16 protein-coding genes are annotated in these 16,954 nt (G+C 52.2%); 9 read left to right on the top strand and 7 right to left on the bottom strand.

Features of this window, described 5'->3' with window-relative positions:
- The first annotated feature begins 31 nt into the window (after positions 1-31).
- The 6 genes from pspB to tyrR all read left to right on the top strand — a co-directional run bounded on the left by pspB (position 32) and on the right by tyrR (position 5,062).
- The gene (gene pspB / locus ACHHZ6_RS00280; RefSeq protein ID WP_131632444.1) at positions 32-256 is read left to right on the top strand and encodes an envelope stress response membrane protein PspB; all 225 of its coding nucleotides are present in this window, start codon (positions 32-34) and stop codon (positions 254-256) included.
- On the top strand, positions 256-615 hold the full coding sequence (gene pspC, locus ACHHZ6_RS00275; protein ID WP_182271567.1) for an envelope stress response membrane protein PspC: 360 nt from the start codon (positions 256-258) through the stop codon (positions 613-615). Before pspB ends, pspC begins: the two co-directional genes overlap by 1 nt.
- Before the next feature lie 12 nt (positions 616-627).
- Entirely contained in the window at positions 628-846 is a 219-nt protein-coding gene (pspD, locus tag ACHHZ6_RS00270; protein WP_182919966.1) for a phage shock protein PspD, read from the top strand.
- Between the two features lie 115 nt (positions 847-961).
- A complete protein-coding gene (locus tag ACHHZ6_RS00265; RefSeq protein WP_182271565.1) occupies positions 962-2,359 on the top strand; it encodes a YcjX family protein in 1,398 nt (465 codons plus the stop codon).
- On the top strand, positions 2,356-3,408 hold the full coding sequence (locus ACHHZ6_RS00260; RefSeq protein WP_182271564.1) for a YcjF family protein: 1,053 nt from the start codon (positions 2,356-2,358) through the stop codon (positions 3,406-3,408). Before ACHHZ6_RS00265 ends, ACHHZ6_RS00260 begins: the two co-directional genes overlap by 4 nt.
- Before the next feature lie 112 nt (positions 3,409-3,520).
- Positions 3,521-5,062, top strand: coding sequence for a transcriptional regulator TyrR (tyrR, locus tag ACHHZ6_RS00255; RefSeq protein WP_182271563.1), 1,542 nt, complete (start codon positions 3,521-3,523; stop codon positions 5,060-5,062).
- A 67-nt stretch (positions 5,063-5,129) separates the two neighbouring features.
- On the opposite strand, the gene ACHHZ6_RS00250 is transcribed toward tyrR, so the two are convergent.
- Positions 5,130-6,338: an aldose 1-epimerase family protein gene (locus tag ACHHZ6_RS00250; protein ID WP_395121477.1), complete on the bottom strand. Its 1,209-nt coding sequence runs from the start codon at positions 6,336-6,338 to the stop codon at positions 5,130-5,132.
- A 330-nt stretch (positions 6,339-6,668) separates the two neighbouring features.
- A complete protein-coding gene (gene tpx, locus ACHHZ6_RS00245; protein ID WP_182271561.1) occupies positions 6,669-7,175 on the bottom strand; it encodes a thiol peroxidase in 507 nt (168 codons plus the stop codon).
- A gap of 107 nt (positions 7,176-7,282) precedes the next feature.
- On the opposite strand from tpx, the gene ycjG reads away from it, so the two are divergent.
- Complete coding sequence (gene ycjG / locus ACHHZ6_RS00240) at positions 7,283-8,248, top strand: L-Ala-D/L-Glu epimerase (protein WP_395121475.1); 966 nt, start codon at positions 7,283-7,285, stop codon at positions 8,246-8,248.
- Here the strand turns inward: ycjG and mpaA are convergent.
- Positions 8,239-8,952, bottom strand: a complete 714-nt coding sequence (gene mpaA, locus ACHHZ6_RS00235) for a murein tripeptide amidase MpaA (protein ID WP_182271559.1) — start codon at positions 8,950-8,952, stop codon at positions 8,239-8,241. The two genes, ycjG and mpaA, sit on opposite strands and share 10 nt — an antisense overlap.
- A 183-nt stretch (positions 8,953-9,135) precedes the next feature.
- Between mpaA and ACHHZ6_RS00230 the strand changes: the two genes are divergently transcribed.
- Complete coding sequence (locus tag ACHHZ6_RS00230; RefSeq protein WP_395121473.1) at positions 9,136-10,752, top strand: ABC transporter substrate-binding protein; 1,617 nt, start codon at positions 9,136-9,138, stop codon at positions 10,750-10,752.
- A gap of 48 nt (positions 10,753-10,800) precedes the next feature.
- Here ACHHZ6_RS00230 and ACHHZ6_RS00225 read toward each other — a convergent pair whose 3' ends face one another.
- The 4 genes from ACHHZ6_RS00225 to ACHHZ6_RS00210 all read right to left on the bottom strand — a co-directional run bounded on the left by ACHHZ6_RS00225 (position 10,801) and on the right by ACHHZ6_RS00210 (position 15,252).
- Entirely contained in the window at positions 10,801-11,364 is a 564-nt protein-coding gene (locus ACHHZ6_RS00225) for a DJ-1/PfpI family protein (RefSeq protein ID WP_182274521.1), read from the bottom strand.
- A 219-nt stretch (positions 11,365-11,583) separates the two neighbouring features.
- The gene (locus ACHHZ6_RS00220) at positions 11,584-11,724 is read right to left on the bottom strand and encodes an Ecr family regulatory small membrane protein (protein ID WP_182271557.1); all 141 of its coding nucleotides are present in this window, start codon (positions 11,722-11,724) and stop codon (positions 11,584-11,586) included.
- 73 nt (positions 11,725-11,797) lie between these two features.
- Positions 11,798-13,030 (bottom strand): diguanylate cyclase domain-containing protein, encoded by a 1,233-nt coding sequence (locus tag ACHHZ6_RS00215; RefSeq protein WP_395121472.1) that lies wholly within the window; start codon positions 13,028-13,030, stop codon positions 11,798-11,800.
- A gap of 92 nt (positions 13,031-13,122) precedes the next feature.
- Positions 13,123-15,252 (bottom strand): bifunctional diguanylate cyclase/phosphodiesterase, encoded by a 2,130-nt coding sequence (locus ACHHZ6_RS00210; RefSeq protein ID WP_182271555.1) that lies wholly within the window; start codon positions 15,250-15,252, stop codon positions 13,123-13,125.
- Between the two features lie 450 nt (positions 15,253-15,702).
- Between ACHHZ6_RS00210 and ACHHZ6_RS00205 the strand changes: the two genes are divergently transcribed.
- Entirely contained in the window at positions 15,703-16,857 is a 1,155-nt protein-coding gene (locus ACHHZ6_RS00205; RefSeq protein WP_182919970.1) for a methyl-accepting chemotaxis protein, read from the top strand.
- The last annotated feature ends 97 nt before the right edge of the window (positions 16,858-16,954 follow it).

Genomic DNA, 16,954 nt, shown 5'->3' with positions numbered 1-16,954 from the left:
GCCGCCACACATGGTAAGACAAGGAGTACACATGAGCGCGCTTTTTCTGGCTATTCCCCTGACCATTTTCGTGCTGTTTGTTCTGCCGATTTGGTTATGGCTGCACTACAGCAACCGTTCTTCACGCGGCGACCTTTCCCAGAGTGAGCAACAACGTCTGGTGCAGTTGTCCGATCAGGCGAATAAGATGCGCGACCGTATTCAGGCGCTGGAAGCAATCCTGGATGCGGAACACCCGAACTGGAGGGATCGTTAATGTCTGGACTGAACCTGAATAAGAAACTGTGGCGGATCCCTCAGCTTGGCATGATTCGCGGTGTTTGCGCCGGGCTGGCGCATTATCTCGACGTCCCGGTGAAACTGGTGCGGGTGGTCGCGGTGTTATCCATTTTCTTTGGTCTGGGGTTCATCACCCTGGTGGCGTACATCATTCTGGCGTTTGTGCTCGACCCGATGCCGGAAGGGGAGCTGGCGGCTGAAGGTGCGCCAACCAGTAATGACATTCTGAATGAAGTGGACGCTGAACTGGCCGCAGGCGAGAAGCGTTTACGTGAAATGGAACGTTATGTCACGTCAGATACCTTTACGCTGAGAAGCCGTTTTCGTCAGCTTTAAGAGAGAGCATTAATGAATCGAAACTGGCAACAGGCTGGTCAGAAGATAAAACCCGGCCTGAAAATCGCAGGTAAACTGGTTCTGCTGACGGCATTACGTTTCGGCCCGGCAGGTGTGGCGGGCTGGGCGGTCAAATCTGTTGCGCGTAAGCCGGTCAGAATGTTGCTGGCGGTGGCGCTGGAGCCGCTGTTGAGAACGCTGGCCGGACGCCTCTCGGGAAAACTGAAATAACGTTCATACGGTACGCTGATGCGCGTGCCGTTTTGCTGCAAGGTTTTATTCCTTTCATGTTGCCCCCATATCATATTTTTAAGAATACAAACGCCTTCAGGCAAAAAGGACGGCGATGAAGCGACTTAAAAACGAATTCAATTCTCTGGTGAACCGTGGCGTTGATCGCCATCTGCGTCTGGCGGTGACGGGGCTGAGCCGTAGCGGTAAAACGGCGTTCATCACCGCAATGGTGAACCAGTTACTTAACCTGCACACCGGGGCACGATTACCGCTGTTGAGCGCCGTGCGGGAAGAACGTCTGCTGGGCGTTAAGCGTGTACCACAGCGTGATTTTGGTATTCCACGTTTTACCTATGACGAAGGGCTGGCGCAGCTGTACGGTGAACCACCGACCTGGCCGACGCCTACCCGTGGGGTGAGTGAAATTCGTCTGGCGCTGCGTTTTCGCTCCAGTGAATCGCTGATGCGCCATTTTAAAGACACCTCTACGCTGTATCTTGAAATCGTGGATTACCCCGGCGAATGGCTGCTCGATTTACCTATGCTGGCACAGGATTACCTCACCTGGTCCCGACAGATGACCGGTTTGTTACAGGGTCACCGTGCCGAGTGGTCGGCGAAATGGCGGACGCTGTGCGAAGGCTTAGATCCGCTTGCTCCTGCGGATGAAAACCGGCTGGCAGCCATTGCCGAAGCCTGGACGGATTATTTGCACCAGTGTAAGCAGGAAGGGTTGCATTTCATCCAGCCGGGGCGTTTTGTCCTGCCAGGGGATCTGGCGGGTGCGCCTGCACTCCAGTTTTTCCCGTGGCCGGACGTGGATGCCATCGGAGAATCAAAGCTGGCACAGGCGGATAAGCACACTAACGCCGGAATGCTGCGCGAGCGTTACAATTATTACTGTGAAAAAGTGGTGAAGGGGTTCTATAAAAATTACTTTTTACGTTTCGATCGTCAGATTGTGCTGGTGGACTGCCTACAGCCGCTCAACAGCGGGCCGCAGGCGTTCAACGATATGCGCCTGGCGCTGACACAGCTGATGCAAAGTTTTCACTACGGGCAGCGCACGTTGTTCCGCCGCCTGTTTTCACCGGTGATCGACAAACTGCTGTTTGCGGCGACTAAAGCTGACCACGTGACGGTCGATCAACATGCCAATATGGTGTCGCTGTTGCAGCAACTGGTGCAGGATGCGTGGCAAAACGCGGCATTCGAAGGGATCAGTATGGACTGCCTCGGGCTGGCTTCCGTACAGGCAACGCAGGGGGGGCTGATTGACCTCAACGGCGAGAAAATTCCGGCATTGCGGGGTAACCGACTGAGTGATGGTGAACCGCTCACCGTCTATCCGGGTGAAGTGCCCGCGCGCCTGCCGGGACAGGCATTCTGGCAAAACCAGGGTTTCCAGTTTGAAGCATTCCGCCCGCAGGCCATGAACGTTGACCAGCCGTTGCCGCACATTCGTCTGGATGCGGCGCTGGAGTTTTTGATTGGAGATAAATTGCGATGACGGAACCGTTAAAACCGCGCATTGACTTTACCGGGACGCTTGAACAGGAGCAGCAAGAGGCGTTTAAAACGGCGCAGACGTTCAGCGGCCCGCAGGCGGATAATTTTGCACCGGCACTGACCGAAGAACGGGGTGTCGAGGAAGGTCAGGCAGAAGCTGTCATTGAAGCTGCGCTGCGCCCAAAACGCAGTCTCTGGCGCAAGATGGTGGGCGCAGGGCTGGCGCTGTTTGGTGTTAGCGTGATTGGACAGGGCGTGCAGTGGACTATCAACGCCTGGCAAACTCAGGACTGGGTGGCGATGGGCGGTTGTGCCGCGGGGGCGCTGATTGTGGGGGCTGGTGTCGGGTCGGTTGCCACCGAGTGGCGTCGCCTGTGGCGTTTGCGACAACGCGCACATGAACGTGATGAAGCCCGGGATCTGCTGCACAGCCACGGCACGGGAAAAGGCCGTGCTTTCTGTGAAAAACTGGCCACTCAGGCCGGGATAGACCAGTCACATCCGGCGCTTCAGCGCTGGTATGCCGCCATCCATGAAACCCAGAATGACCGGGAAGTGGTGACGCTTTATTCCCACATGGTACAACCCGTGCTGGATGCGCAGGCGCGACGTGAAATTAGCCGTTCGGCGGCAGAATCCACGTTGATGATTGCCGTCAGCCCGCTGGCGCTGGTGGACATGGCGTTTATCGCCTGGCGTAACCTGCGCCTGATTAACCGCATCGCGAATCTTTACGGTATTGAGCTGGGTTATTACAGCCGCCTGAGGTTGTTTAAGCTGGTCTTACTGAATATCGCCTTTGCCGGTGCCAGCGAACTGGTACGCGAAGTGGGGATGGACTGGATGTCGCAGGATCTGGCCGCGCGGCTTTCGGCACGCGCTGCACAGGGGATTGGTGCCGGTTTACTGACTGCGCGCCTGGGTATTAAAGCGATGGAAGTCTGCCGTCCGCTACCGTGGATTGACGACGATAAGCCACGGTTGGGCGATTTCCGCCGTGAGTTAATCGGCCAGCTTAAAGAAACGCTCAATAAAAAACCCACTCAGTAAGAGGTTTGTTCACTATTCGTGCTGGCTGTCAATATTTGTTGACAGCCATCTTCCGGATCACCGTGATCTGACATATCATTTTAATGTTATTGGCTTAAACGGTGAATTTCCCATGCGTCTGGAAGTCTTTTGTGAAGACCGTCTCGGTCTGACCCGCGAGTTACTCGATCTTCTTGTTTTGCGTAGCATTGATTTACGTGGCATTGAGATCGATCCTGTCGGGCGAATTTACCTCAATTTTGCCGAAATTGAATTTAATACCTTCAGTAGCCTGATGGCGGAAATCCGCCGTATCGCTGGCGTTACGGATGTACGCACCATTCCCTGGATGCCATCAGAGCGTGAGCATCTGGCGCTGAGTGCCTTGCTGGAAGCGATGCCGGAGCCTTTCCTGTCTCTGGATCTGAAAAGTAAAGTTGAGCGCGTCAACCAGGCCAGCTGCCAGCTCTTCGCGCAGGGCCAGGAGAAGCTCAGCAACCATCACGCCTCACAGTTGATCCCAGGTTTTAACTTCCTGCGCTGGCTGGAGAGCAGCCCGCAGAACACGCATAGCGAACATGTGGTCATAAACGGACAGAATTTCCTGATGGAGATAACGCCGGTGTACCTGAAAGGGGAAAATAATACCCTCGTTCTGACCGGGGCGGTGATCATGCTGCGTTCTACCGTTCGTATGGGTCGCCAGCTGCAAAATCTCTCCAGCCAGGATGTCGGTGCGTTCAGCCAGATTATTGCGGTTAGCCCGAAAATGCGCCATGTAGTCGATCAGGCACGCAAGCTCGCCAACTTAACCGCGCCTCTGCTGATCACCGGCGATACGGGCACCGGGAAAGACCTGCTGGCTCACGCCGTGCATCTTGCCAGCCCGCGAGCGGCGAAACCGTATCTGGCACTCAACTGTGCGTCCATCCCTGAAGATGCCGTTGAAAGCGAACTGTTCGGCCATGCGCCAGAAGGTAAAAAAGGATTCTTCGAGCAGGCGAACGGTGGTTCGGTACTGCTGGACGAAATTGGCGAAATGTCGCCACGTATGCAGGCCAAACTGCTGCGCTTCCTGAACGACGGGACATTCCGCCGCGTAGGGGAAGACCATGAGGTACATGTGGATGTGCGCGTGATTTGCGTCACCCAGAAAAATCTGGTGGAGCTGGTGCAAAAGGGCGTGTTCCGCGAGGATCTCTATTATCGCCTGAACGTACTGACGCTGAATATCCCGCCGCTGCGCGATTGTCCGCAGGACATCATGCCGCTGACAGAGCTGTTTGTGGCCCGTTTCGCCGATGAACAGGGCGTACCGCGTCCGAAGCTCTCCGCGGATCTGGGCACGGTGCTGACGCGCTACGGTTGGCCGGGCAATATTCGTCAGCTGAAAAACGCCGTTTATCGTGCATTGACTCAGCTGGAAGGGTACGAACTGCGGCCGCAGGACATCCTGTTACCGGATTACGACACCGGGACGGTGTCGGTGGGGGAAGAGGCGATGGAAGGCTCGCTGGATGATATCACCAGCCGTTTTGAACGTTCGGTGCTGACGCAGCTTTATCGTAGCTATCCAAGTACCCGCAAGCTGGCTAAACGTCTTGGGGTATCGCATACCGCGATTGCAAATAAATTGCGTGAGTATGGTCTGAACCAGAAGAAGGGTGATGAATAACGGTAAAAAGCCTCTGTAAAGAGGCTTTTACTTTTGCTTCTATAGCGTGCTGTCGTCCTGACAGCACTTATTCCTTCGCCAGAGGCGTTGCACTGACGTCGACCTTTGTTTCTCCCTGAATCTTCGCAATCCTGTTCTCCACTTCTTTCACCTGGTCATGATTTGAGAGCAGGGTGTAGGTCAGATCAAACTGGGTACTGGCCCCGGGCTGCAGCTGCTTAACGCGCTTCTGCTCGCGTTCGATGGTGACGGGGTAGGCATAGCTGGTGCCAGGCTCAATACCCGTGACATAACCCTGTTTCAGCGTGTCGGTATTTTTCCATAAGGTCAGTACCGGGAGCTGGCGAGTATCGAACTGGATTGATGCACCTTTATCACCTGCCTTATTGACCACTGCTGTGAGGGTTTCATGGTTTTCATCAGCCAGCGGTTTGATATTGAAGACCATTTCATCGAAGCCTTTGGTCGGGCCGGCGTAGGTTTGCCAGGTGTCCAGGCCAGCTTTGGCGTAGTCGTTGAACGGACTGATGCTTGCCGCTGGAGCCAGGAAGCGTGCGCCGGCTTCAAGGATTGGTGTACCAAAGTTGCTGTGGTAGATAATTTGATAATCATGGGGATAATCTGCATGGTTAGTTAAAACATCATGCAGGCTGAAACGGTTGCTGCCGGGCACGTAGCGCAGTTCGGTCATCGTCTGCAAATCTGCTTTCTTAAACGTGCTCTCTTTGATCAAGCCGCGAATGCGAATTTCGTGCGGTGCGGTATCAGCAACGTCCACCTCCACCAGTGACACTGGCGTATTTCCCGCCTTACCGTGCAGCGTATAAATTTGCCCATCAGCCGTGACAGGGTGGCCCGTCCATTCATAGCCACAGCGAACCATCATCTCGTTGAAACCTTCCAGCCAGCCGAGTCCATTGCGGCTTTCCAGGTTAATGAAGGCCGGGTTAACCACCTCTTTAACCGGAGAATCCCACCCCATTTTTGTGCCAAAACCTTCAACACGCAGAAGATTCATCCCGCGCGTCGGGCTTAACGTAATAGTCAGGCCATTTTTACTGCTAATGACGATGATTTTGCTGCCTTCCTGCTTACCACCGTGCAACACTTTTTGCTCAATGCTGAAATGCTGATCTTTAATCTTCAGCTGATCGCTTGAAATACTCCAGTTTCCTTTGTCTACGCTATCTTCAGCACTTGTCAGCACCCAGGTTTTAGCTGCCACATTGCCTGAAATCAGCACCGCAAGTACCGTCAAAGCCAGTTTTATTTTCATTTTTTATCCTTTTTGCTGAAACGATTATTTTCTTTCGTAAGGAAATCTAATGATTAGACGTAAAAGGAAATGTGATGCGGCTCACCTGAAGAGAAATTTCGATTTTTTAACCTTTTTTATGAGGTTTTGATCTCAATTTATTTAACAGTTAGATCAATGCTTGCATAAAAAATGTGAAATAAAACAAATTGTGCTTTAACGATTCAGCTTTGAGGCAATAAAAAACCCCGCCATGCGAGGTTTTTAAAAAACAAACGTGCTGTAGAGCGTAAGCAGAAATAAGTCCTTTTATTTCATGATATTGCTAAGCTATACATAACGGCTGTACAGTTACGCTTTCAGCACGTCCAGCGCTGCGGTGTAGTCTGGCTCGGTGGTGATTTCGTTCACCAGCTCGCTGAATACCACGTTGTCGTTTTCATCAATAACCAGAACCGCGCGAGCGGCCAGGCCTTTCAGCGCACCTTCTGCAATGCCAACGCCGTATTTCTCAAGGAAATCCGCATTGCGCAGCGTGGAAAGGGTAATGACGTTGCTCAGACCTTCCGCACCGCAGAAGCGAGACTGGGCAAACGGCAGGTCAGCAGAAATGCACAGCACAACGGTGTTGTCCATTTCAGTCGCCAGCTGGTTGAATTTACGCACGGATGCGGCACAAACGCCGGTATCGATGCTTGGGAAAATGTTCAGGACTTTGCGCTTGCCAGCAAACTGGCCCAGCGTGACGTCAGACAGATCTTTAGCCACCAGAGTGAAAGGCTGCGCTTTGCTACCAGACTGCGGAATGGAACCTGCGACAGCAACAGGGTTGCCCTGGAAATGAACGAGTTGTGACATAGATATCTTCCTGTTTACATATAGTTAACGTCGGGGCTAGTGTATGCCATCAGCGGATAACACGGCAAACCAATTTTTTTGCCTTTCGGCGTCGCAAGGAGTCAGTGATGAGAAGCGTTAAGGTCTATGAAGAAGCCTGGCCATTGCATACCCCGTTTGTGATCTCCCGAGGCAGTCGAAGCGAAGCCTGCGTGGTGGTGGTCGAGATAGAAGAAGAGGGCATCAAAGGTGTGGGTGAATGCACCCCATACCCCCGGTACGGAGAGAGTCTTGCATCGGTGATGGCGCATATCATGACGCTGGTGCCAGACCTGCAAAAAGGGCTTTCTCGCGAGGCGTTACAGCAGCGGTTACCCGCGGGCGCAGCGCGTAACGCTATCGACTGCGCTTTATGGAGCCTGGAGGCGGCTAAACAACGGGTATCGTTGCCTGCATTACTGGGCGTTACGCTGCCGGAGACGATTATCACTGCACAAACGGTGGTGATTGGTGAGCCTGAACAAATGGCGGCCAGTGCGAAGGCACTGTATGCGTCTGGCGCGACGTTGCTAAAAGTTAAACTCGACGACCGCTTAATCAGTGAACGGATGGTTGCCATTCGCGCGGCTGTGCCAGAGGCCACGCTCATTGTCGATGCCAACGAGTCATGGCACAGCGAGGGACTGGCGGCGCGCTGCCAGCTGTTGGCCGATCTGAACGTTGCCATGCTGGAGCAGCCTTTACCGGCAAATGACGATGCCTCGCTGGAGAATTTCATCCATCCTCTGCCCATTTGTGCGGATGAAAGCTGTCACACCCGCGACAGTCTGGCACAACTCAAGGGGCGTTATGAGATGGTGAATATTAAGCTCGACAAAACCGGTGGCTTAACAGAAGCGCTGGCGCTGGCCAAAGAGGCACAGGTGCAGGGGTTTGGTTTAATGCTGGGCTGTATGTTGTGTACATCCAGGGCGATCGGGGCCGCATTACCCCTCGCGCCACAGGTGCGTTTTGCCGATCTGGATGGCCCAACCTGGCTGGCGGTTGACGTCTCGCCAGCCCTGAGCTTTACCTCCGGGCAGCTTCATCTCTGAGGCTGCCAGCGCAGCAGTTCCACCATTGCTTTCAGGTATTTTTCGCTGGCTTCATCGGATGAGATCGGCGGGAATTCCGCAGTGATGCAGTGTAAATTCAGGTCGGCGCACCAGCTACCAAATGAACCGGGTGTTTCATAGCCGACGCTGGTGACAAGTGGAAGGGCGAATGCGTTCGCCAGCCACTGGCCCAGTACGGTGTGGCGCGGATCTTCAATACAGGCCAACGGGTCGTGGAAGGAGACAACCCAGGCCGGGTGGATCCGATGAATTAACTGGCAGAGCGCTTGTGTCTCAGGTTCAGAACCGGGCTTATCTCCCGTCAGTAACACGACGTCGCGCTCTTCCGCTGAGCTGTTCCAGCGGTACACGGTTTCCCCGGCACGCCAGTTCGCCGCCGGGAAATTACGGTTTAAGTCGATCCCCCTCGCATTTGCCCGTAGCCCAAGCTGGCAGCCATCCGGGTTCACGGTCAAAATAACGTGGTGTCGACGTAACGCTGGTGCGAGCGTTCGTAGTGCGCAGGAAAGGGTGACGATGGATGAGTTCTCGTCTCCGTGGGTTCCGGCTATGATCAATCCACTGTTGCGATCGGCCTCCGGGGCCGGAAACCAGATCAGCGGCGCGCCTAAAAATGAGCGTCCATAATGTTCAGTGCCTGGCGGGAAAGCGCCACGTTCCATCCTGGGTCGGGTGAAAGCCATAGGAGATCCTGATAAAGAAGTTACTACTGGCAGTGTTGTGCAAAACACGCGGTTAATCAAATAGTTTCCGTGTCAGCAGAACATTGCCAGATATCCGCTTTACGGTTTAAGGTATTTGCATTCCGCTGTTTCAAAACAAATAATTACGCATCTGCGTATTACCGATTTTTTAAAGGGGATCTTATGAAGCATCCTGTTTCGCTGCTCTTCTCTGCGCTATGCCTGTGCGGGCTATCTTCACTGTCTTACGCCGCTGACGTGCCATCGGGCACGATCCTGGCGCAAAAACAGGAGCTGGTAAGACACATCAAAGATGAACCGGCTTCGCTCGATCCGGCAAAAGCCGTGGGGTTGCCAGAGATTCAGGTGATTCGCGACCTTTATGAAGGGCTGGTCAATCAGAATGATAAAGGGGAGCTAACCCCGGGCGTGGCAACTCGCTGGCAGAGTAATGATAACCGAATCTGGACGTTCACCTTACGTGACAACGCGAAATGGTCTGACGGTACTCCTGTCACCGCTCAGGATTTTGTCTACAGCTGGCAGCGTCTGGTTGACCCAAAAACCACCTCACCGTTTGCCTGGTTTGCTGCGCTGGCAGGCATCAATAACGCTCAGGCAATTATTGACGGAAAAGCAGCACCGGATACGCTTGGCGTGACGGCTGTTGATAGCAGAACGCTACGTGTCCAGCTGGATAAACCGCTGCCGTGGTTCAGCAACCTGACGGCAAACTTTGCGTTTTATCCGGTTCAGAAAGCCAACGTTGAGAGCGGTAAAGAGTGGACGCGCCCGGGCGCGCTGGTCGGTAACGGTGCGTACGTTCTGAAAGATCGCGTGGTGAATGAAAAACTGGTGGTGGAACCCAATACCTACTACTGGGATAACGCCAAAACCGTACTGCAAAAAGTGACCTTCATACCGATTAACCAGGAATCTTCAGCAACCAAACGCTATCTGGCGGGTGATATTGATATTACCGAATCGTTCCCGAAAAACATGTACCAAAAGTTACTTAAAGACATTCCTGGGCAGGTGTATACGCCACCACAGCTGGGTACCTATTACTATGCGTTCAACACGCAAAAAGGCCCAACGGCTGATGCCCGCGTGCGTCTGGCGTTGAGTATGACTATCGATCGCCGGATTATGGCGGAGAAGGTGTTGGGCACGGGCGAAAAACCGGCATGGCACTTTACGCCTGACGTGACGGCGGGCTTCACGCCAGAGGCTTCTCCGTTTGAACAGATGTCGCAGCAAGAGCTCAATGCGCAAGCCAAAATGTTGTTACAGGCCGCCGGTTACGGTCCTCAGCGCCCGCTGACGCTGACCCTGTTGTATAACACCTCGGAAAACCACCAGAAAATTGCTATCGCCGTGGCATCCATGTGGAAGAAAAACCTGGGCGTTGACGTCAAACTGCAAAACCAGGAGTGGAAAACCTACATTGATAGCCGCAACACCGGCAATTTTGACGTGATCCGTGCGTCATGGGTGGGCGATTACAATGAGCCGTCGACTTTCCTGTCGCTGTTGACCTCAACCCACAGCGGTAATATTTCCCGTTTCAACGACCTGGCGTACGATAAGATTATCAACCAGGCAACGCTTGAAACTACGGAAAAAGCGCGCAATGCAGACTACAACAAGGCCGAGAAAATTCTGGCTGAGAAAGCACCGATTGCCCCTATTTATCAGTACACCAATGGCCGTCTGATTAAACCGTGGGTCAAAGGCTACCCGATTACTAACCCGGAAGATGTGGCGTATAGCCGTACGATGTATATAGAGAAGCACTGATACCGTTAAACCCAGTGCTGGCGCAATGTTAGCGCCAGCATTGTTTTTCTACCGTAACAGTTCGGCAAATTTTGCTAACCATTGCGGGTGTGCAGGCCAGGCGGGGGCGGTGACCAGGTTGCCGTCAACATGTGCCTGATCGATACCAATACTGGCGTAGTGTCCGCCGCTGAGCCGGACTTCTGGCGCACAGGCCGGGTAGGCACTACAGGTGCGACCTTTGAGTACACCGGCGGCGGCTAACAGTTGAGGGCCGTGGCAAACGGCGGCAATGGGTTTACGCACAGCGTCAAAGGCCCGTACCAGTTTCAGCACGTCATCATTCAACCGCAGATATTCAGGCGCTCGTCCTCCCGGGATGAGCAGTGCGTCATAGTCCTGTTCTTTAACTGCGGAAAAATCGGCGTTGAGCGTAAAACGGTGACCGGGCTTTTCGCTGTAGGTCTGGGCTCCGTCAAAGTCATGGATCGCCGTCATGATGTAGTCGCCTTTGTGTTTATCAGGACAGACGGCATCAACCTGATGACCAATCATCTGCAATGCCTGAAACGGCACCATTGTTTCGTAATCTTCAGCGTAATCGCCAACCAACATCAGGATTTTCTTACCCATCATTATGGTTCCTTTATGAATAGTGGTGTTTAAGATATAGCCTGGTGTAGCGAGGTTGCCGAAAATAAAAAAAGCCCGTCAGAGAACGGGCGAAATAAGCAAATGATATATTGATTCGTTACCCGCCATGACGGCGGCTAACGGCGCACATTTTACGCATCCGTCGCAGGGACAGACACCTGACAAATTCGGTAGGTGAAACAAGGTATTAAACGTGCGTCAGGGTGCATCTATGGTGGGGTATATGCTGTTCTCAAGGTATTCAACAAGGTACCAAATCTCACCGCTAAAGATAACCCAAAAGCCAAATATAATAAGGCTTAAAATAATTAAGATGAGTATTATTTCTGTTTTTCCCATTGCAGGTCTACCCACCTGAAAGCTGTTTCTTTGAGGTGGGCATTGTAGCGGGGCTTTGTCTGATACTCCAGCATCACGCAGCCAGCACTTTATTGCGGCCATCATTCTTGGCGCGGTAAAGAGCATCATCCACGCGTTTAAACAACTCGTCGATACTTTCGCCCTGGTTGTGCCGCGCAACGCCGATACTGACCGTAAATCGCGGTAAACCCGGAATGGTTATGCGAGCCACGGCGGCACGGATCGTTTCGGCGATTTGCATGGCGGTTTCGAGTGATGTCCGCGGCAACAGGATCACGAACTCTTCGCCGCCCCAGCGAAACACCAGATCGTCTTTACGACTGCAGGATTCCAGCATACGGGAGAGCGAGATAAGCACTTCGTCGCCCTTGAGGTGACCAAAGACGTCGTTGATATTTTTAAAATGATCGGTGTCGACCAGCAGCAGGCTAAATTGTTGCTGCGCGGGGAGATGATCAGGATTGGTTTGCTCCGTGATCATGTAGAACTGACGACGATTGAGCAGCCCCGTCATTGAATCCCGTAACGCGGCGTGTTGCAGCTCCTGCTCCAGCCGTTTTTGCTCTGTAATATCATGAATAATGCACAACATCAGTTTGTCACCGTAGATCTCAATAGGCCCGGCGTAGGTCTGTACATGACGGGTTGTCCCATCGGCGAGGCGGTGGATAAAATTGAGCGGCTTATGCCCCCCGGGCAGAGAGGCGATCTCAGTCATGATCGGCAAAACATCGCGGCCCAGTGAGTTTATTTCCCAGGTATGTTTGCTGCACATTTCATCGTGGGAATAGCCATAAAAGCTGAGGGCGGCCAGATTGGCATCGACGATTTGACCATCGCGTGCCGGATCAATTAAGAGCATCGGTGCGCTATTGGTGAGAAAAAAACGGGCGTAAAAACCCTGTTTTTTACGCTGGTAGGTCGCGGAGCGGCTGGCCTTAAGCCCTGTCGCTACCGGGTGAGCGATCCCCTCAATAACAATTACTTCACCATAGGGGAGAAGATGAGTCAGCGACAGGCGGCAACTGAGTGTGGTTTCATGTTGATCGCGCCAGACTGTCCAGACTTCGACGATGTCCTGCTCTGTTTTCAGCTCAGGAACATACATTGACAATACGGGTTGCGCGTTTGCGGAATAGATACCTTTGCGCATATCCTCCAGAGTCTTATCCTGCATTACGCCAGTGGCGGCTGCGTTTGCAAAAATAATGTGTTCTGAAGCAGGTGAAACCAACCAGACAGGTGTTTTAATGAAATTCAGCGCGTCAAAGTAATGTTGTGACATAGATAATTCCTATTCATCGGCACTGGGTGCCTGACGATCACGGCGGAATTGACTCACGTGGACTTCTTTGAAACATACCTTACTTAATCACATCAGGCATGATTTTTTTGTGAAATAAAGGGGGATTCCGCGTGAATTTTACCAATTGGTATAATCTGTTTGTCTGAATTCTTTTGTAACAGCAGCCAGGGAACCTGTTCGGCGGGTAACGGGCGGGAGAAAAGGAACCCTTGCAGATAGTCACAACCGAGGTCTGTCAGGACACTCTGTTGCTCTTCTGTTTCGATCCCTTCGGCAACGACATTCATCTCCATTGTCCGGGCGATATTAATAATCGTTTCCACTAACTTTCGACTTTTTTCATTTTCCAGCATTGAGCTAACAAAGCTTTTGTCGATTTTAAGTTCTTTTGCCGGAAGAACACTCAACATCAGCAGGTTGGAGTAGCCAGTACCAAAATCATCAATAGAAACGGTTATCCCGGCACGATTGAAAGTATTGAGTAACTCAATGCTGCGATCGAGATTTTTGAGCGCGGTACTCTCCGTCACTTCAAGGATAAGGCGGGAAGGGGACAGATTATATTTTTGCAGCATGGACGAGATAACATGGAATATATCGGGTTGCTCAAACTGTATCGGGGATAAGTTAAAGGACAATGTCCACTGACTGAAGCCTTGTTCGGTCCAGAAGTGAAGCTGTCGGCAGGCTGCCTCAATTGCCCAGTTTCCAACCGGAATAATTAACCCCGTTTGCTCCAGTGACGGTAAAAAGAGATTGGGTAGTAGAACGCCTTGCTCAGGATGTCGCCAGCGCAGAAGCGCCTCAAAACCGTGGATAGTGTTGTGTTCAGCAAGCCAGGTCGGCTGATACCACAGCTCAAACTGGTCGCGTTCAAGCGCCTGAGAAAGCTCCTGTAAAAAACCGGGTTTTGCCGGCGCTTCCGTCGACATTTCTGACCGATAGATAGCCCAGCCGTTACGGCCTTCCTCCTTAATGTGACGCATTGCCGCATCAGCTTTCAGCTTCAGCTCATGCAGCGTTTCACCATGCTGGGGATAGAGGCTTACCCCTGCGCTGAGCGTGCTGTTCAGCGTGTGGCCACAGAGGGAAAGAGGTCGGCGCATATCGTCGAGTAACGCCGAGAGCAGAGCGTTGAGTTTATCGTCATCGCACTCAGGAACCAGTAAAATGAAGGCATCGCCTCCCAGTCTTGCCAGCGTCATTTCGCGGGTGAGTCGCGCAGTGATGCGTTGTGCAACGTTGATTAACAGCTCATCCCCGACGTGGTGGCCCCAGGTATCATTGACGCGTTTGAAATGATCAACGTCGAGGAAAATCACGGCAAATTGCTTCTTACTGAGCAGCGCGCTGTGCAGGCAGTCCTGCAGGCGAAGATCCATCTGGTGACGGTTAGCAAGACCGGTGAGCGCATCAAAACGGGCCTGTAGCTCCAGTTGACGGTTGAGCTGGCGGAGATTATCCGTCAGCCGGTTGGTACGCCAGTGGGAGTCAATGAGCGACATAATTAACATGACGCCGAGCAGGCATAGCGTGGTTACCGAAACCCAGATGGATAATCCCAACTCACTGATACCGCCTGGCAGGGTATGTTCCATTTCATGAAAATGAGCAGCATTCATGCCGGTATAGTGCATCGCGCTAATTGCCGCGCCCATCACCAGGGCGGCAAGAAGACGATTCACAAAGATCCCTTTACGCTTATCCCGCAGATGGAAGGCCAGCCACAGCGCCGCGCCGGATGCGATGACAGCAATCAACACCGACAAGCCGACGATGTTCCAGTCCCAGATAATGCCTCCGTTCAGCATCAACGCGGCCATGCCAATATAGTGCATCGACACCACACCAGCACTGAGGATCAGCGTGGCAAGTATCAGCCGTAAGGAGGACAGGGAATTGCCCGGAATGACAATATGAATCGCGAGAGTGGAAGTCAGTACCGCGACACCCAGCGAGAGAAGCGTTAACCAAAGGTGGTAGCTCATGATCATCGGCATTTTCATCGCCAGCATGCCGATGAAATGCATCGACCAGATCCCAATGCCCAGCGTTATCCCTCCGGCAACACGCCAGAACATGGCGACCTTCCGGCTGGAAAGGGAAATTTTTCCTGCGCTGTCTAATGCCACAAACGAGGCGATAAACGCCACCAGATAAGAGATGGCTATTAACACTGGGTCCCACGATACATTGAGCATTATGCAATCCCACGCCAAAAAAGGTTACCGATTTCACCTGCCGGGCATGTCCTGTATCGGGTAAGGTACACGCTCGTCCAGACAATATTAGTTATTAAATGACCAGTCATATTAAAATTTTAACAGGCAATTAAAATATAAAATATATCCTCTCCTTTAACCTGTTAAGCAATGCTACACAAAGGCGAAAAATTACAGCAATGCTCCTTAAATATGAGGGTGAACATACCGTCTCACCGGTGGTGATGGTATCCCTTAAGGCGGTCGGAAACCAGTATGACAGCACTCCTGTGGCAACATTTCCACTAATACACGCTTTTTCTCTGACTTAAGTGAAATCTTCAACGACTAACGGCGAAACACAAAACTCGCAGGGATCATGAGGAAAAAATGCAAGGTGAATGCTATAAACCTTAATGCCGACAAAAATATAAAACCTCAGGAATAAACATGCTAAAAAATATGAGCGTCAGGACATTCATCTCCTGTTTTCTTTTATGTGTGTTTTTGATGGATACAGTGTTAATTTTTTTATTATCACAAGGCAGGATGCTATTTATTTCAGTCGCAGGGATAAATTTTTTTGCTTTATTTTTACTCTGGTGCTACATGACAAAATATCTTGTGGTACCGATCAATACCGTGAAAAAAAGTATTGAAGAGGTGACTTCGGGTAATCTTGGTGTGTCGATCCCTGAATTTGGTAATAACTGTGCGGGCCGTTTGATCCCCGGTATTAATGCCTTATCAAGCAATATCGCTACGCTGGTACGGGAAATCAGAGCGTCGTCGCAAACCGCCATGACGCTATCAGAGCAACTCTCTACCCGAAGCGCACAGCTGTCCGTGAAAACAGAGCAGCAGTCCGCGTCATTGGTGCAAACGGCTGCCAGCATGGAACAGATGGCGGCGAGCACAAAAAATAATGCCGATAATACCCGTCAGGCCAGTGAACAGGCAAACGTGGCAACGATGCAGGCGCGCAAAGGGGGAGAACTGATGGGGCAAGTCGCCACCAACATGGCGTCGATTACCGAGTGCGCGCAACAAATGACAGAAATTATCACGCTTATTGACGGGATTGCCTTTCAGACGAATATCCTGGCGCTTAATGCGGCCGTAGAGGCGGCGAGGGCGGGTGACCACGGAAAAGGGTTCTCCGTGGTGGCGGAGGAGGTCAGAAACCTGGCACACCGCAGCGCTGAAGCCGCAAAGAACATTAAAACGCTGATTGAAGTCACCAGCAATAACGTGACTCAGGGGGTTACCGTTGTGTCAGAAGCGGAAAAAAACATGCATGAAATAGTGGCCGGTTCAGGCAACGTCAGCCGGTTGATGGATGATATTTCTGCATCGACATCAGAACAGGAAAAAGGTATTTCGCAAATTACGCTGGCGTTGTCTGAACTGGAACGGGTCACGCAGAGCAATGTTGCGATGGCGGAAGAGCTTAACGGATCGTCTGATGTGTTGCGTAATCAGGTGATTGAGCTGCAGACGCGGACACGTAATTTCAGACTTGATAATGGTTATCAGACAGAGGGTCCCTCGTCTTCTCTGCCTGGCTCGCTGTCGTTCCAGCATCGACCCCGACACACAGCGTGACGGTAAAATAACGCCTGGCATGCCAGGCGTTATTTTTATATCACCTCCCGGCGGGTTGCACCGTTCACCTCGTTGTCTTTACCTGTCTTCTGAAATA

This window comes from Enterobacter cloacae complex sp. 2024EL-00214 (assembly GCF_043945575.1).
GTDB classification, from domain to species: Bacteria; Pseudomonadota; Gammaproteobacteria; order Enterobacterales; family Enterobacteriaceae; genus Enterobacter; species Enterobacter cloacae_P.
This window is presented reverse-complemented; position numbering and strand designations above follow the sequence as displayed.